This is a genomic window from Bacillus sp. UNC438CL73TsuS30 (genome assembly GCF_000482325.1).
Classification (GTDB): domain Bacteria; phylum Bacillota; class Bacilli; order Bacillales; family Cytobacillaceae; genus Neobacillus.
This window is the reverse complement of sequence record NZ_AXVA01000019.1, coordinates 1-17,127: the sequence shown is the minus strand read 5'-3', so window position 1 is coordinate 17,127 and position 17,127 is coordinate 1. Positions and strand designations below refer to the sequence as shown.

Here is a 17,127-nt window from a genome sequence, read left to right as displayed (position 1 = left end):
AAGACTTTTACACTGTAATGCATTAACCTATTTACATTTTAACGCATTATAGACGGAAAGAGTACTGTTTTATTCATAACATCGTACATTCCTTGCTGTGTGATTCGAATGTACGGTAAATGGGTAGAAGAGAAAAATAATAAACTACTAATGGGGTCTCCAAATGAATACCCCCGTTCACTCAGTTCTTCAAGAAGTCTTTTTTCTTCCTCCATTAAACGTTCCATCGGCTTTTCCGACATGATTCCTCCCAATGATAAAGGAACCTCACAAATCACTTGACCATCCTGCACTAACACAATTCCTCCGCCAAGTTCTTTCATTCGGTCAAATGCATGGATCATATCTTTTTTATTTTTACCGATTAATATAATGTCTCCTGTGCCTGAAAAAGAACTTGCAAGCGCGGATAACTTTGAAGTAAATCCCTTTAGCATGGTATTGATTCTCCACTTACCTTTACGGTCAATCAATGTAAAAAAGCTTTCATCATGATTCGTTGGCAGTTCATCTCCTGAAACATCAATAGCAATGGAATAGGGTTTCGTGATAACAGAATTCTCCATTTTTATCCCAAATGGCATCGAAAATTGCAAATCATCAATAGACAAATTCCAATCCAGTTCCAGTGGCTTAAGTCCGAAGTCCGGCCAGTTAATCTCAGCATTCACTTCCGTTTGTTTCCCGTCGCGTTTAACCCATTTACCTTTCGCAAGAACAGAAATAGGAGTTGGATCTTCAATGCTCGATAAAAAGTTAATATTGGCAACCCGTCCGGTTGCAATACTTCCGTGTAAATGTTCAATGTTATAGTACCTTGCGACGTTAATCGTTGCCATATTATAAGCATCAATGCTCGGAACATCCTTTTCAATTGCAATCCGGATCAGCTGATCAATAATTCCCTGCTCGTAAAAATTGGATGTTGACCCATCTGTCGTAAACATGAACCGATCATACGTTTGAATCCCTAATCGTTTTATATCGTCAAGAAGTACCGGTAAATCTGGCCGAATCGATGAATGGCGCAATGTTACCATATAGCCTTGCATTAGTCGATTATAAACCTCTTCACCTGTCATTGATTCATGGTCGCAATCCGCCCCAAGTAGCATCAGCTTCGCTAAAGTCTTTTCAGATGCACCCGGAAAATGACCTTCAATTTTCTTCCGCATCCGCTTTGCTTCCTGAATCCAATGAAGCATCATATCGTCCCCATCTAGAAGCTTCGGCCAACCTGTTAATTCTCCGCCCTGAAGGACTGCATCATGCTCAAGCCACAATTTTACATTACTGTGTGAAAAGGTTTCTTCTTCCCCTAATATTTCCGTTTGGGAATCAAAACGGCTCCACCAAAACATTGTAGTCGGAATGGTCCGCAGCTCCCTTAATAATGAAAACGCTTCCCTTTTTTTTAAGTTTAAAATTAGCGCCATATTGTCATTGATTAAGGTTGTCGTTCCAAATTGTGATGCATATTCCGCCAATGTATGGGGATTATATAATTGAAACGGATGGGCATGCGGTTCAATGTATCCAGGAACAAGAATTTCATTTGTACAATCGATTACTTCGCAGTTCTTTAATTTAGCTGGCAAGTTTTCGCCGACATAAACAATCCGATCATCATAAATCCAAATATTGGCTCTCATCCATTGACGAAAAGCCTGATTTAAATACAAAGCATTTTTTAATAAAATGGTGGGAGAAGTTCTCCCCTCTAATACTGATACATGCGTCCGTAAATGTTTATTTTTCCATCGATAACGTTGTTCCAGCACATGATATCCCTCCCTCTTTAAGTCTATTTATCTATAAAAGAATATTGATTTAATCGTAAAGAAAACCCTTACAAAACCATTTGTTATTATACTATCATATTTCGCAATGTAAAGCAGTAAAGACTTGATAAATAATGTTAAAATTTTGTGAAGGAGTGAACAATATGAATATCAAACCAAATATCGGGATTTTAAATGCCTTGATTCGAATTACCTTTGGCTTGACTGTTCTTGCTTGGGCAACTGCCAAACTTGTTAAAAGACCTTGGAGAGACTCTTATTTATTAGCAGCTGTTTGTGGTGCGATGAAGGTAGGGGAAGGAATTGTCCGTTACTGCCCCGTAACAGCTCTTTATAAAAAATGTCCTGTTATGAATCCTGAAATTAAACAGTCTGAGGCTCATCATGATTCAATGGATGGGTTGGAGGGATTGACGAATATGGATGGGGATGAGGTTTTGCCTTATAACCCGACTTAAATATCTAAAGCCTTCTCTTGGGAGGGCTTTTTTGTTTTTAAACGCTTGTTTAGTTACCTCGTACACTTTTTTTTCTCTTTACGGGCATCTATTGCCTCTTTCGATTACCGCGTGCACTCTTTTTTCATCTTCTCTAGCCTCTTTCGGTTACCGTCTGCATTCTTTTTTCCTCTTCATGGGCATCTATTGCCTCGCTCGGTTACCACTAACATCTTTTTTTCCTCTTTACGGGCATCTATTGCCTCTTTCGGTTACCGCCAACACCTTTTTTTCCTCTTTACGGGTATCTATTGCCCCTTTCGATTACCGCGTGCACTCTTTTTTCCTCTTCATGGGCATCTATAGCCTCGCTCGGTTACCACTAACATCTTTTTTTCCTCTTTACGGGCATCTATAGCCTCGCTCGGTTACCACTAACACCCTTTTTTCCTCTTCACAGGCATCTACACCCACTTCGATTACGGAATTCCCAAAATAATGAAGAGGACTGGCAGCGTAGCCAGCCCTCTTTCATTTAGCTATTTACAAACCTCGCTGCTTTATAACCAATATCTTTTCGATAAAAGACACCATCACATTGCAGATTTTCAAGTTCGGCATAAACCTTTTTCTGGGCATCCTCAACCGTTTCCCCAAGTCCACCTACAAGCAAGACTCTGCCGCCATTCGTAATGAATTCATCCTGCTCATTTTTCGCTGTTCCGGCATGAAAAATATAAGCCTGTTCACTAAATTCATTTAACCCATTAAGGACAGCACCCTTTTCATAGGTTTCAGGATATCCCTTTGCTGCCACAACGACCCCAATCATCGTCTGCTCGTCCCATTCAAGGCTTGGTGCTTGACCATCCAAAAGCTCAAGAATCACTTCAACCAAATCAGATTTTAACCTTGGTAAAATCACTTGGGTTTCCGGATCTCCAAATCTTGCGTTAAATTCAATAACCTTTGGACCCTTATCCGTTGCAATCAGTCCAGCGTATAAAATCCCGCAAAAGCTTCTTCCTTCTGTAACCATGGCTTCTGCTGCAGGCTTAAGAATCGTCTCTAACGCTGTTTGAACCATTTCATCACGAATTTGTGGTACAGGAGAATATGCACCCATTCCCCCCGTATTCGGACCTTGATCCCCATCAAACGCACGCTTATGGTCCTGAGCGATTTCAAGTGGGATCACCGTCTGACCATTTACAAAGGCCATAAGGGAAAACTCTTCACCGGCTAAAAACTCCTCAATCACAACACGAGAAGACGCTGCACCGAACTTAGCGCCAACTAGCATATCTTCAAGGCTTTCCAAAGCTTCCTCTTTAGTCATCGCCACGGTAACACCTTTTCCCGCTGCAAGTCCATCCGCTTTTATTACAATCGGAGCACCTTTTTCTTCTATATAATTACTTGCCTCATCAAAGGAAGTGAAAACCGCATAATCAGCAGTTGGAATTTGGTATTTCTTCATTAATTCCTTCGCAAACGACTTACTGCCTTCAATTTCAGCTGCTGCTTTTTTAGGACCAAACACAGGAAGACCTGCTTCCGTGAATCGATCTGCCAGTCCTTCAAGGAGCGGAACCTCTGGTCCAATAATCGTTAACCCAATTCCTTCCTCTTTCGCAAATTGAATCAATTTTTCTTGTTCAGACTCCTGCAGCGGAATCAGCTCAGCAAAGTCCTCCATCCCTGGATTCCCAGGAGCGGCAAAAACACGTTCCACCTTGCTGCTTTCACTCACTTTTCGGCAAATCGCATGCTCTCTTCCACCACGGCCAATGATTAAAACCTTCACAAACTCGCCCCCATTAGTGTTTGAAATGTCTTACTCCTGTAAAGACCATGGCAATTCCATACTCATCCGCTTTTTTAATCGAATCTTCATCGCGAATCGATCCACCCGGTTGAATAATTGCAGTGATTCCTGCATTTGCCGCTGCCTCAACGGTATCATCCATTGGGAAAAAGGCATCAGAGGCAAGTCCTGCACCTACCGCTTTTTCTCCAGCTTGTTTAAAAGCAATTTCAGCTGCTCCAACGCGATTCATCTGACCAGCTCCAATTCCAATGGTCATCCCATTTCTTGCAACAACAATGGCATTTGATTTAACATGTTTCACAACCTGCCAGCCAAGCTTCAATGATTCCCACTCTGCTTCTGTTGGTTGTCTTTTTGTTGGAATCGTGATCGTTGCATCCTCAAGTGTGTAACGATCTTGTTCTTGAACAAGCAGTCCGCCCTCAATCGTCGTCATTTTAAATTCAGGTTTTTTAGCTTGATCAAATGGAATAGTTAAAAGGCGAAGATTCTTCTTCCCGGTTAAAATGGACAAAGCTTCCTCAGAAAATGCCGGAGCAATAATAATTTCTAAGAAAATTTCGCGAAGCTTCCCTGCAGTCGCCGCATCCACTTCCCGGTTGAATGCGATAATTCCGCCAAAAATCGAAACAGGGTCCGCAGCAAATGCTTTTTCAAAAGCTTCATACGCTGTTTTTCCTGTGCCAACACCGCATGGATTCATATGCTTAACCGCTACAGCAGCCGGTTCTGAGAATTCCTTCACAATCTGAAGCGCAGCGTCAGCATCATTAATATTATTATAGGAAAGCTCTTTCCCGTGAAGCTGCTTCGAATTTGCGATTGAAAAAGCAGAACCTAATGGTTTTTTATAAAAAGCTGCTTTTTGGTGTGGATTTTCTCCGTAACGGAGTGATTGTTTCAATTCATAGGTTACCGTTAAATTTTCCGGTGTTTCCTCTTGAGCCAAATCTGTCATATATTGGGCAATCAGCGCATCATATGCAGCAGTGTGACGGAATACCTTAGCGGCAAGCTTTACTCTTGTCTCAAGCTTCGTTTGACCTTCTGCTTTTAATTCCTCTGCAACCGTTTGATAATCCGCTGGGTCAATTACGACTGTAATATATTGATGATTTTTCGCAGAAGCGCGGAGCATTGTCGGCCCGCCAATATCAATATTTTCAATCGCATCTGCTACCGTCACATCCGGCTTCTCAATGGTTTGCTGGAATGGATAAAGGTTTACACATACTAGCTGAATCGGTTGAATTCCGTGCTCTTCTAATTGACCTTGATGTGCGGGATCATCGTGTTTTGCCAATAAACCACCATGGATTAGTGGATTCAAGGTTTTAACACGGCCTTCTAAGATTTCAGGAAACCCGGTAACATCACTTACACTAAGAACTGGAATTCCTTGTTCTTGAATAGCTTTCTTTGTTCCGCCCGTAGAAATAATTTCAAAACCAAGATTTACGAGTTCTTTTGCAAACTCGATTACTCCAGTTTTATCTGAAACACTAATAAGCGCTCGCTTTTTTGCCATTTACAATACCCCCTTGTGTTAAAAGCACCTGTAAAATTGCCGGATATAGCTTGTGTTCAATTGCATGGATTTTGTTCTGCAGGCTTTCACGTGTTTCATCTTCTTCCAAACGAACGCGTTCCTGAACGATAATCGGCCCAGTGTCCATTCCCTCATCAACAAAATGAATGGTTACTCCGCTCCACGTTGCTTTGGCGTCAAGCGCCTGACCAATGGCATCTTTACCGGGAAAAGCAGGAAGTAAGGAAGGATGAATATTGACAATTCTTCCTTGAAACTCTCGCAGTAAGGTCGGTCCTATTAAACGCATATAGCCCGCGAGGACAATGAATTCCACGCCACGTTTTTTTAACTCCGCAAGAATTTCCGTCTCATAGGCATCCTTTGATGGATAATCCTTAGCCGAAAAAGCAAAGCTTGGAATTCCGGCGGCATTTGCCCGATCAACCGCAAAAGCACCAGGTTTGTCACAAACAAGAAGTGAAATATCGGCCTTTAGCTCTCCAGATTGAACGACATCAATGATGGCTTGAAAATTACTTCCGCTCCCTGATGCAAATACTGCGATTTTTTTCATTTTCTTCCTCCAGCCGGGATGATGCTAATTCCATCCGTTTCGGTTACAATCCCGATTTCATAAGCTGTTTCACCGCATTGCCCAAAATGTTCAAGCACATCAGAAGCAATCGTCTGGTCTACTGCAATCACCATACCAATTCCCATATTAAAGATATTATACATCTCCTGCCGGTGAATTTGTCCAACAGATTCCATCAGTTTGAACACAGGTGGAATGTTAAAACTTTGTTCCTGAATTTCCGCACCAAGTCCCTCTGGGAGCATTCTTGGGATATTCTCGATAAAACCACCGCCGGTAATATGAGCCATTCCCTTTAAGTTGAATTTTTTCAAAGCTGATAAAATTGATTTCACATAGATTTTTGTTGGCTTTAATAGTTCTTCCCCTAATGTACAGCCAAGTTCATCAACATACTCTGATAAAGACCGATCAGCAAAAACCTTGCGAACAAGAGAATAGCCATTGCTATGGATTCCACTTGATGCCAAACCGATAAGAACATCCCCAGGCTTAATCGCTTCACCTGTAATCAATTGTGTTTTTTCACAAGCCCCTACTGAAAATCCTGCTAAATCATATTCCGATTCATTGTACAAACCAGGCATCTCTGCCGTTTCTCCGCCAATCAAGGCACATCCTGCCTGTTCACAGCCATCCGCGATTCCTTTTACAATTGCCTCAATCTTCTCAGGCACAGCCTTTCCACAGGCAATGTAGTCAAGAAAATACAAAGGCTCTGCTCCTTGGACCACAATGTCATTCACACACATTGCTACCGCATCAATGCCGATTGTATCGTGCTTATCCATCATAAAAGCAAGCATCAGCTTGGTTCCGACTCCGTCCGTTCCCGACACGAGGACGGGCTCTTTTAATTGAAGCGCAGATAGGTCAAACATGCCCCCAAAACCGCCTAAACCGCCCAATACTCCGGTCCTTGCTGTTTTTTGAACATGCTTTTTCATTCGTTCAACCGCCTCATAGCCTGCTTCGATGTTTACTCCCGCTTCTTTATATGCATTTGCCACGACAGTTCCCCCTATCTACTTTTGGTAATAGTATTGAAGTGTATCCGGATAAATTTCTGTCGGGTAATTTCCTGTAAAGCAGCCTAGGCAATACCCGCCTGTTCCGTTCGCATCTTTTTTACCAATTGCTTCAACCATCCCTTCAACGCTTAAGAAGGTAAGCGAATCGGCTCCTATCAGTTCTCTGATTTCCTCAACTGATTTATCGGAAGCAATCAATTCTTCCTTTGTTGATGTATCAATTCCATAGAAACATGGATTTTTTATTGGCGGCGAGCTGATCACAACATGGACTTCTGTCGCTCCAGCATCTTTTAGCATGGTGACAATGCGTCTGCTAGTCGTACCGCGGACGATTGAATCATCAACCATGACAACCCGTTTTCCTTCCACAACTCCGCGAACCGGCGAAAGTTTCATTTTAACCCCTTGCTCACGTAACGATTGTGAGGGCTGAATAAACGTTCTGCCGACATAACGGTTTTTAATTAACCCCATTTCGTATGGAATACCCGAGGCTTCCGCATAACCAATCGCAGCAGAGATGCTTGAATCGGGTACCCCTGTTACAACATCCGCTTCAATCGGGGCTTCTTTAAATAATTGCTTTCCAAGGTTTTTCCGAGCTGTATGAACATTGATTCCTTGAATATCACTATCAGGTCTTGAAAAATAAATATATTCCATCATACAAATAGCTTTTGTAGAACTCACCGCAAATTGTTCTGAGACAATACCATTATCATTAATGATGAGCAGTTCTCCCGGCATAACATCACGGATATATTCCGCTCCAATGACATCAAATGCACAGGTTTCCGATGCTACTACATAAGCATCGCCAAGGCAGCCAAGCGATAAGGGCCGTAATCCATGCGGATCAAGCGCAACTAATAATTCTGTTTCCGTCATAATCAGGTAGGCATAAGCCCCTTTTAGCATGGAAAGTGCGTTTTTTGCCTGATCTTTCAATTCAGAATAACCGCTTCTTTTCATCAAGTGAGCCAAGACCTCTGTATCTGAACTTGTTTGAAAAATACTTCCCTGTGATTCCAGCTGATGTTTAAGCGAATTCACATTAACGAGATTTCCATTGTGTGCAAGGGCAAGACTTCCAACTTGGGAATGGAACAGCAGGGGCTGAACATTTTCATATCCTCCGCCCCCAGCAGTTGCATAACGCACGTGACCAATTGCCCCGTTCCCTGTTAATTCTTTCATTGCATCGGCAGTAAAAATTTCCGTAACCAGTCCTTCACCTTTTACACCTTTAAGTGCTTTACCATCTGTTACAACAATGCCGGTACCTTCTTGTCCGCGGTGCTGCAGACTGTGAAGTGCGTAATAAGCAAGCTGAGCCGCGTCTTGATGTCCCCAAACTCCAAAAACTCCGCACTCTTCATTTAATCCCTTGATTTCAGCAAGCATGGGATAGCTCCTTTCCAAGCAGCTTTTAATTCGTTCACCGAAGCTTCAAATACAAAGCCGTTATCGCCTGATACCTGTAATGTTGCTGTTTCGGTTACTTCCCCAATCAATTTTGCATCTACTAAACGCTCAAACTCTGTTTGATTTTCTCTTTTCACTGTTAATAGAAAACGAGATTGTGTTTCACTAAACAAAGCTGATACTGCATTTCCTGTGATACTCACTTCTGCTCCAAGCTGCTTGTCAGCAAAAAGGCATTCTGCTAAAGCTACTCCTAGGCCGCCTTCAGAAAGGTCATGAGCTGATTCAACCGCTCCCGCACGGATTGCTGCGAGCACTTTATTTTGTCTTTCTTTCTCAATCTTAACGTTCAACTCTGGGGCACGGCCAAATACTTTTCCGTTCAATAGTTTTTGCAGCTCACTACCGCCAAACTCGTCTTTTGTTTCTCCGACAAGATAAATTAAATCTCCGCCGTTTTTAAAATTTTGAGTTGTAATATGATCAAGATCCGTTACTAAACCGACCATTCCAACAACCGGTGTTGGATAAATGGCTGTTCCGCTTGTTTCGTTATATAAAGAGACGTTTCCACCAATGACCGGTGTCTCAAGAACACGGCAAGCTTCACTCATGCCGTCTGCTGCCTTTTCAATCTGCCAGAAAACTTCAGGCTTTTCCGGGTTACCGAAATTTAAGTTATCGGTAATAGCTAATGGTTCGGCTCCTGAGCAAACAATATTGCGGGCTGCTTCAGCAACAGCAATTTTTCCGCCTATTTCCGGATCTAAATATACATAACGTGAATTACAATCCGTTGTCATGGCCAATGCTTTACGTGTACCGCGAATTCTGACTACCGCTGCGTCCGAGCCTGGTGATACAACCGTATTTGTCCGGACCATATGGTCATACTGCTCATAAACCCATTCCTTGCTGGCAATCGTTGGCTGACTTAAAAGGTTTAATAGCGTTTCTTTCAAATCCTCCACTTGAGGAATTTCATTCTCCATTGCTTGGTATTCTGCAAAATAACTCGGTTCTTTTGATGGTTTATGATAAACCGGTGCATCCTCGGCTAATGCATCAGCAGGTACATCTGCGACAACTTCTCCGTTATGAAGTAAGCGGAGCTGTTTATCACTTGTAACCTTACCAATGGCAACTGCTTCTAATTCATATTTTTTAAAAAGGTCTACGATTTCTTGCTCTCTGCCCTTCTTCACGACAATGAGCATCCGTTCTTGCGATTCAGATAACATCATTTCATACGGAGTCATTCCTGTTTCACGCTGTGGAACAAGATCCAAGTTCATTTCAATTCCCATTCCGGCTTTACTTGCCATTTCAGCGGAAGAACTTACTAAGCCTGCTGCTCCCATATCCTGAATTCCTACAAGGGCATCGGAGTGAATAAGTTCTAAGCATGCTTCTAATAGCAGCTTCTCCATAAATGGATCGCCAACCTGTACAGCTGGGCGGTCTTCACTAGATTGTTCTGTCAATTCTTCGGAAGCAAATGTGGCACCATGAATTCCATCACGGCCTGTTTTTGCACCGACATACATCACCGTGTTGCCTTCACCATGTGCCTGACCTTTTTTAATATCCTTATGGTCAATTAGACCAACACACATTGCATTGACTAATGGATTTCCTTCATAGCATGGATCAAATTGAATTTCGCCGCCTACGGTTGGAATTCCGATACAGTTGCCGTATCCGGCAATCCCAGCGACAACTTCTTTAAATAAATAGCGGACACGTGCTGAATCTAACTCTCCAAAACGAAGAGAATTTAGCATTGCAATTGGACGTGCCCCCATTGAAAATACGTCACGGATAATCCCGCCGACACCTGTTGCTGCGCCTTGGTAAGGCTCGATAGCTGAAGGATGGTTATGACTTTCAATTTTAAACACAACCGCCTGATCATCACCGATATCAACGATACCTGCCCCTTCCCCAGGGCCCTGAAGTACACGCTCACCTGTAATCGGGAATTTTTTCAATACTGGCTTGGAATTTTTGTAGCTGCAGTGTTCAGACCACATAACCGAAAATAAGCCTGTTTCTGTATAATTTGGCGTGCGTCCAAGGATTTTTTCAACCAACGCAAATTCTTCATCGGACAAACCCATTTGCTGATATACTTTTTCCGCTTTAATCTCATTCGGATTTGGTTCACGCGTTAACAACATGTGCTTCCCTCCAAGTCTTTACAATCGATTGAAACAATTTTAGCCCGTCAGCACTGCCTAAAAGAGCATCCACAGCTCTTTCCGGGTGCGGCATCATACCTAATACATTACCTTTTTCGTTTATTATACCAGCGATGTTTTCTAAGCTTCCGTTCGGATTTTCCTGGTAGGTAAAAACGATTTGGTTATTGGCCTTTAGCTTTGCCAGCGTTTCCTCGTCGCAATAGTAATTTCCTTCACCATGTGCAACTGGAATCGTGATGGTTTCTCCTGCAGCTAAATCAGAAGTAAACATCGTATGATTGTTTTCAACCTTTAATTCAACTTGCTTACAAATAAAGGATAAACTCGCGTTTCGTCTCATTGCTCCCGGAAGCAGGCCTGCTTCCAAAAGAATTTGAAATCCGTTACAAACACCCATAACCGGCTTGCCAGCTCTTGCCGCCTTCACAACCTCTTTCATAACATTACTGAATCGGGCAATGGCTCCTGAGCGCAAATAATCTCCGTATGAAAAGCCGCCTGGAAGTAAAATTCCATCAAACTCATCTAGGCTTTCTGTATCATGCCAAACGTATTCAACTTCTTCCCCAAGTTCATCTTTAATCGCGTGAAACATGTCAATATCACAGTTTGATCCTGGAAAAACGATTACCGCAAATTTCACTGGACCACACACTCCTCTACCTCATAACGGTAATCTTCAATAACCGGGTTTGCTAAAAGGTTTGTGCAAATCTCATTGATCACTTCATGAATATCACGGTCAGACTTTTCAATTGTTAACTCCATATATTTACCGATTCGGACATCGGCTACTTCCTTGTAGTTTAAAGAGTTTAAAGAATTTGTTACTGCCTTTCCTTGCGGGTCTAATACACTTTCTCTTAACGTGACAAATACCTTTACTTTAAACATTCTGATGTCCTCCCAATCTCGCTAAAATATTTTCATATGCATCTGTTAAACTTCCAAGGTCCCGACGGAATACATCTTTATCGAGCTTTTTATTTGTCTCTTTCTCCCACAATCTGCAGGTATCAGGTGATATTTCATCGGCAAGCAGGATTTGCCCATCCGTGTCTTTTCCAAACTCTAATTTAAAGTCAATCAGACGAATACCCAATTCTTCGAAAAAGCTCGATAAAACTGCATCAACTTCTAAGGCTTTCTCTCTTAATACCTTGATTTCTTCTTCTGTAGCTAAGTTCAATTCAAGAATATGGTCGACGGTAACAAGCGGGTCGCCAAGTTCATCATCTTTTAAGTAAAATTCAACAATTGGAGCCTTCAACGGCGTTCCTTCTTCAACACCAAGTCTTTTGGAAAAGCTTCCTGCTGCAACATTACGGACAACTGTCTCAAGTGGAATAATAGTAACCTTTTTCACAAGTTGTTCTAATTCCGATACGCGTTCGATAAAATGAGAGTCAATACCCTTTTCTTTTAACTTTAAAAATAGCAAACTAGTAATCTCATTATTTAAACGCCCTTTACCGGTAATGTCTGCTTTCTTTTGCCCGTTAAAGGCAGTTGCAGAATCTTTATATTCCACTAAAACAACCTGGTCATTTTCCGTTTTATAAATTCTTTTCGCTTTTCCTTCGTATAGAAGTTCTTTCATCAGGAACGCCTCCAAATTTTGCAATATTGGGAATTTTATTAGTAGAAGGGGGGCCTAACTGCTGCCCCTTATTTTTTTAGTTCAAACCTAAACGGTCAAAAATCGTATCTACATGCTGCAAGTGATAGCTGTAATCAAAACAGTCTCCAATTTCTTCCGCATTAAGCAGGCTGGTGATTTTTGTTTCAGCCTCAATTAACTGACGGAATGGTACTTGTTTTTCCCATGCTTCCATTGCTTTTGGCTGAACGGTATCGTAAGCCTCTTCACGGGATAATCCTTTATCAATCAACGCAAGCAATACACGTTGTGAATAAATTAATCCAAGTGTACGATCCATATTGCGCTTCATATTTTCTGGATATACTGTAAGATTTTTAATAATATTACCGAAACGGTTCAACATGTAATTCAATGCGATTGTCGCATCCGGTAGAATAACTCTTTCAGCAGATGAATGAGAAATATCGCGTTCATGCCATAATGGAACATTTTCGTAGGCTGTTAACATATAGCCGCGAATCACGCGAGCCATTCCCGTCATGTTTTCAGAACCAATTGGGTTTCGCTTATGCGGCATTGCTGATGAACCCTTTTGTCCTTTTGCGAAAAATTCTTCAACTTCACGCGTTTCACTCTTTTGCAGGCCGCGAACTTCAACCGCAAACTTTTCAATCGAGGTAGCGATTAAAGCAATCGTTGACATATAGTGAGCATGACGGTCACGCTGCAGGGTTTGTGTTGAGATTGGCGCTCTTTGTATGCCAAGCTTTTCACATACATATTGTTCAACAAATGGGTTGATATTGGCATAGGTTCCTACAGCGCCGGAAATTTTCCCAAATTCAACACCTGCTGCAGCTTGCTTGAAACGATCAAGATTCCGTTTCATTTCCTCATACCAAAGGGCAAGCTTTAAACCAAAAGTAGTAGGTTCTGCGTGAACCCCATGGGTACGCCCCATCATAACGGTCATTTTGTGTTCTTGTGCTTTATTCTTTAAAATTTCTACAAAGTTTTCGATATCTTTTAATAAAATCGCATTGGCCTGTTTTAAAACATACGATAAAGCCGTGTCGACCACATCTGTCGAAGTTAAACCGTAATGAACCCATTTGCGTTCTTCCCCTAAAGTTTCCGATACAGCACGGGTAAAGGCTACAACATCGTGTCTAGTTTCTTCTTCAATTTCTTTAATTCGGTCGATATTGAAGGAGGCATTTTCACGAAGCTTTTTTACATCCTCCTTCGGAATTTCACCAAGCTCTGACCATGCTTCGCAAGCAAGGATTTCCACCTCAAGCCATGCCTTAAAGCGATTTTCTTCTGTCCAAATAGCACCCATTTCCGGTCTAGTATAACGATCAATCATGTTTTATCCTCCGATCTTTTCTTTTACTTTCCAAATGCCGCTTTGTTCAATTTCTGTAAGGGCCTCTGTTACATTATCACGTAAAATCGTTACGTGTCCCATTTTTCGTTTTACTTTTGGTTCTTTTTTTCCGTAAAGATGAACCTTCCAGTCTTTCATACCCGGAATTTCTTCATACATACTTTCAAGATGCTCCCCTAATAGGTTGACCATAACTACTGGTTTTAATAGCTCGGTGCTTCCTAAAGGCAGATTGCAGATTGCACGTACATGCTGTTCAAACTGTGACGTCTCGCAGGCTTCAATCGAATAATGCCCTGAATTATGAGGCCGTGGTGCCAGTTCATTGATATATATTGTGCCATCACACGTTAAAAACATTTCAACTGCAAGTGTTCCGACTAAATTTAATGAGTCCGCAATTTGTTTTGCCTTTTGAATTGCATTTTCTTGAACATCTTCCGAAATGCGAGCCGGAACAATCGTTTGATGCAATATATTGTCTTGATGGATGTTTTCGGCCACAGGGAATATCGCTGTTTCCCCATCAAGCTTGCGTGTGACGATAACCGATATTTCCTTTTCAAAGGGAATCCATTTTTCGAGCACACATGCACCCAATTTGATGAGTTCCTCCGCTTTTTGCAGATCCTGCTGAACTTTTATGACAAGCTGGCCCTTTCCGTCGTAGCCGCCTCTTGCCGTCTTCAACACAGCGGGATAGCCGATTGCTTGAATTTTTAAAAATAAATCCTCTAAACTGTTAATGATTTCATACGGTGCTACTTCAACACCCGCCTGCTGGATTGCCGCCTTTTCCTTAATCCGATTCTGGGTAACTGTCAGCAATTTCGGTCCTTGTGGAACGTACGCTCGTTCACAAAGCCATTCAAGTGTATCTGCATCAATGTTTTCAAATTCATAAGTAATCACATCACTAATTTCAGCTAAGCGGCTGATTGCTTCCCGGTCATCATATGCGCCGATAACTTCTGTATCGGCTACTTGACCACACGGGGAGTCTGCTGTTGGTTCCAGGACGGCAATCCGATAGCCTTGAGCCTTAGCTGAGAGGGCCATCATTCTTCCCAATTGACCACCACCGATAATCCCAATTGTCAACCCCGGTAAAATGATTTTGTTAGACAAGCTGCTCACCGCTTTCTAGAACTTCTTCCTTGATTGCATGGCGTCTTGCTTCTAATTTTCCTGCTAATTCTCTATCTTCTGTTGATAAAATTTGTGCTGCTAAAAGGCCTGCGTTAACTGCTCCAGCTTTACCAATTGCAACGGTTGCCACCGGTACTCCACCCGGCATTTGCACAATCGAAAGCAGGGAGTCTAAACCATTTAAGGCCTTTGATTGGACCGGAACCCCGATGACAGGAAGCGTTGTTTTTGCTGCAACCATTCCAGGAAGATGTGCCGCCCCGCCTGCTCCTGCAATAATTACCTTTAAACCTCTATCTCTTGCTTCTTGCGCATAGGTAAACATTAAATCTGGTGTCCGATGCGCAGAAACTACCTTTTTTTCATATGCAATTTCGAGTTCTTCTAATATTTCACAGGCATGTTTCATTGTTTCCCAGTCTGATTTGCTTCCCATGATGACACCAACAAGCTTCGTCATGCCGCATCCCCCTTTTAGCCAAATAAAAAGCCCAGACAAATAGCATCCTCTAAAAGAGAAAGCCATTTGTCCGGGCATCTTGATGAAAAGGTCAACAAAGTTAAGGGCCGCCCCTAACTGTATTGTTGCCGAACATATTGACTTTCCCTCATAGTCCAATAATTTACGGTTATTGGGTAGAAACTTATGGGCCATATTCCCATTGATATACGAGGGTAAGATTATTTGTCATTTGCTACACACTTATCTTACATTCCAATCGAATAACTGTCAACCATTATATCGAACAATTAAATTTGGTTAGCACCATATTGTTCGTGTTTTACTCATTAAATTGCCCTTCAAAGACAATTTGACGGCCGATTGGTTCATAAATGGTTTCATTTCCCTTTTTAATTTCTTGAAAAATCGGCTTTTCAAGCCTTCTAATCGGGATATATCCCTGCTGTTTCATTCGTGTTAGGCATGCATCAATGGTTTCATTTTCCTGTACTTCAAATTGCAATTTTCTCTGCCTCTTTTGACTCATGAAAATAATTTCCCTCTTTTCACAGATTTGACCCAGAACCCCCCATGGATGGATTTGGGTTCGTACGAAATAATAAATGCTTTTGGGTCTAGATTCTTGATTGTATCATAGAGCTTTAATTCAAATTTTCTTGGGGTTAAGATTTGCATCGCCATCCGATCCCCTTCAAGTCCGTTTGCTTCCCAGTTTGTCACTCCGTATCCCTTTTCCCGCAGTATTCCCGGTAAATTTTTATCATACTCGGTTGTGATTACATTGACAGTAATATAGCCAAGTGCGAGCTTTTCCTCTATTTTCATTCCGACTACAACACCGATTCCATATCCCACAGCATATGCAATAAGGTTCTGGATTTCATTTAAGTTATTTAACACTAGGCCTAGGCCCAGTACATATATAACGACTTCAATCATGCTGAGAAATGCAGCCAAATACCGTTGTCCTTTTAAGGTTAAGATCATTCTAATTGTAAAAAAGGAGACATAGACAATATTGATAACAAGGATTATGGCTACCATCATGAAACTATTCTCTAGCAAAATAATTACCCCCTTTAAATATCCTTCCCCCACTTTAGCACAATTTTTACAAAGGTCTAGTAGCTAGATTGTGTATGAAGAGAAAAATTTTCTTACTAAAAATTTTTGTTCCATGTTGCATCATATATGTTCCGTTTTGTCTTTTTTATGTTCCATTTTAAAATTCATGTGCAAAATTAGTCCATTTTATATTTCTATACCCTTTTGGCGAAAAAAAAACCCAGGCAGGTGCCTGGATTAAGTAACAATAATTTCCTTTTTTATCTTAATAGAGAATTATTAGGTGTATTGCTCTTTTTAAAGTTATCTTTTAAATGGTTTTTAATTTTATGTTCCATATTAAACCATATATGAGCTAATTCATCTGTTTTATGTTTCAATTTAGAGTTATATGTTCCGCAATATTACTTTTATGTGCCATTGCTTTACCCACGAACGCCAAAAAAGACAACCTTCAACAGGTTGTCTTTTTTGGTGCCTGGCAATGTCCTACTCTCACAGGGGGACAGCCCCCAACTACCATCGGCGCTGAGAAGCTTAACTTCCGTGTTCGGTATGGGAACGGGTGTGACCTTCTCGCCATTATTGCCAGACTATT

At 41.6% G+C, this 17,127-nt stretch carries 16 protein-coding genes, 1 rRNA gene and 1 riboswitch; of the genes, 1 reads left to right on the top strand and 16 read right to left on the bottom strand.

Going from position 1 to position 17,127, the window contains the following annotated elements:
* Window positions 1-38 precede the first annotated feature (38 nt).
* Entirely contained in the window at window positions 39-1,781 is a 1,743-nt protein-coding gene (locus tag M028_RS0108550) for an adenine deaminase C-terminal domain-containing protein (protein ID WP_026573546.1), read from the bottom strand.
* A gap of 164 nt (window positions 1,782-1,945) precedes the next feature.
* On the opposite strand from M028_RS0108550, the gene M028_RS0108545 reads away from it, so the two are divergent.
* Window positions 1,946-2,260: a YgaP family membrane protein gene (locus M028_RS0108545; protein ID WP_026573545.1), complete on the top strand. Its 315-nt coding sequence runs from the start codon at window positions 1,946-1,948 to the stop codon at window positions 2,258-2,260.
* Between the two features lie 514 nt (window positions 2,261-2,774).
* Here the strand turns inward: M028_RS0108545 and purD are convergent.
* The 15 genes from purD to rrf all read right to left on the bottom strand — a co-directional run bounded on the left by purD (window position 2,775) and on the right by rrf (window position 17,122).
* Window positions 2,775-4,046: a phosphoribosylamine--glycine ligase gene (gene purD / locus M028_RS0108540; RefSeq protein WP_026573544.1), complete on the bottom strand. Its 1,272-nt coding sequence runs from the start codon at window positions 4,044-4,046 to the stop codon at window positions 2,775-2,777.
* 13 nt (window positions 4,047-4,059) lie between these two features.
* Window positions 4,060-5,598, bottom strand: coding sequence for a bifunctional phosphoribosylaminoimidazolecarboxamide formyltransferase/IMP cyclohydrolase (gene purH, locus M028_RS0108535; RefSeq protein ID WP_026573543.1), 1,539 nt, complete (start codon window positions 5,596-5,598; stop codon window positions 4,060-4,062).
* Window positions 5,573-6,175, bottom strand: a complete 603-nt coding sequence (purN, locus tag M028_RS0108530) for a phosphoribosylglycinamide formyltransferase (protein ID WP_026573542.1) — start codon at window positions 6,173-6,175, stop codon at window positions 5,573-5,575. Before purN ends, purH begins: the two co-directional genes overlap by 26 nt.
* On the bottom strand, window positions 6,172-7,206 hold the full coding sequence (purM, locus tag M028_RS0108525) for a phosphoribosylformylglycinamidine cyclo-ligase (RefSeq protein WP_026573541.1): 1,035 nt from the start codon (window positions 7,204-7,206) through the stop codon (window positions 6,172-6,174). The genes purN and purM overlap by 4 nt, the downstream gene beginning before the upstream one ends.
* A 15-nt stretch (window positions 7,207-7,221) precedes the next feature.
* Complete coding sequence (gene purF, locus M028_RS0108520) at window positions 7,222-8,634, bottom strand: amidophosphoribosyltransferase (RefSeq protein WP_026573540.1); 1,413 nt, start codon at window positions 8,632-8,634, stop codon at window positions 7,222-7,224.
* A complete protein-coding gene (gene purL, locus M028_RS0108515) occupies window positions 8,610-10,835 on the bottom strand; it encodes a phosphoribosylformylglycinamidine synthase subunit PurL (RefSeq protein ID WP_026573539.1) in 2,226 nt (741 codons plus the stop codon). The genes purF and purL overlap by 25 nt, the downstream gene beginning before the upstream one ends.
* Window positions 10,819-11,502, bottom strand: a complete 684-nt coding sequence (purQ, locus tag M028_RS0108510; RefSeq protein ID WP_026573538.1) for a phosphoribosylformylglycinamidine synthase subunit PurQ — start codon at window positions 11,500-11,502, stop codon at window positions 10,819-10,821. The genes purL and purQ overlap by 17 nt, the downstream gene beginning before the upstream one ends.
* Complete coding sequence (gene purS, locus M028_RS0108505) at window positions 11,499-11,753, bottom strand: phosphoribosylformylglycinamidine synthase subunit PurS (protein WP_026573537.1); 255 nt, start codon at window positions 11,751-11,753, stop codon at window positions 11,499-11,501. The genes purQ and purS overlap by 4 nt, the downstream gene beginning before the upstream one ends.
* Window positions 11,746-12,459 (bottom strand): phosphoribosylaminoimidazolesuccinocarboxamide synthase, encoded by a 714-nt coding sequence (gene purC / locus M028_RS0108500; protein ID WP_081810692.1) that lies wholly within the window; start codon window positions 12,457-12,459, stop codon window positions 11,746-11,748. The genes purS and purC overlap by 8 nt, the downstream gene beginning before the upstream one ends.
* A gap of 76 nt (window positions 12,460-12,535) precedes the next feature.
* Window positions 12,536-13,831, bottom strand: a complete 1,296-nt coding sequence (purB, locus tag M028_RS0108495) for an adenylosuccinate lyase (protein WP_026573535.1) — start codon at window positions 13,829-13,831, stop codon at window positions 12,536-12,538.
* A gap of 3 nt (window positions 13,832-13,834) precedes the next feature.
* Window positions 13,835-14,980, bottom strand: a complete 1,146-nt coding sequence (gene purK / locus M028_RS0108490; protein ID WP_026573534.1) for a 5-(carboxyamino)imidazole ribonucleotide synthase — start codon at window positions 14,978-14,980, stop codon at window positions 13,835-13,837.
* On the bottom strand, window positions 14,973-15,461 hold the full coding sequence (purE, locus tag M028_RS0108485; protein ID WP_026573533.1) for a 5-(carboxyamino)imidazole ribonucleotide mutase: 489 nt from the start codon (window positions 15,459-15,461) through the stop codon (window positions 14,973-14,975). Before purE ends, purK begins: the two co-directional genes overlap by 8 nt.
* A 131-nt stretch (window positions 15,462-15,592) precedes the next feature.
* A riboswitch (purine riboswitch) is annotated at window positions 15,593-15,694 on the bottom strand.
* 89 nt (window positions 15,695-15,783) lie between these two features.
* The gene (locus tag M028_RS0108480; RefSeq protein WP_026573532.1) at window positions 15,784-15,990 is read right to left on the bottom strand and encodes an NETI motif-containing protein; all 207 of its coding nucleotides are present in this window, start codon (window positions 15,988-15,990) and stop codon (window positions 15,784-15,786) included.
* Window positions 15,987-16,511, bottom strand: a complete 525-nt coding sequence (locus M028_RS0108475) for a DUF2179 domain-containing protein (protein ID WP_372512742.1) — start codon at window positions 16,509-16,511, stop codon at window positions 15,987-15,989. The genes M028_RS0108480 and M028_RS0108475 overlap by 4 nt, the downstream gene beginning before the upstream one ends.
* 494 nt (window positions 16,512-17,005) lie before the next feature.
* Window positions 17,006-17,122 (bottom strand): 5S ribosomal RNA (gene rrf, locus M028_RS0108470).
* Between the last annotated feature and the right edge of the window lie 5 nt (window positions 17,123-17,127).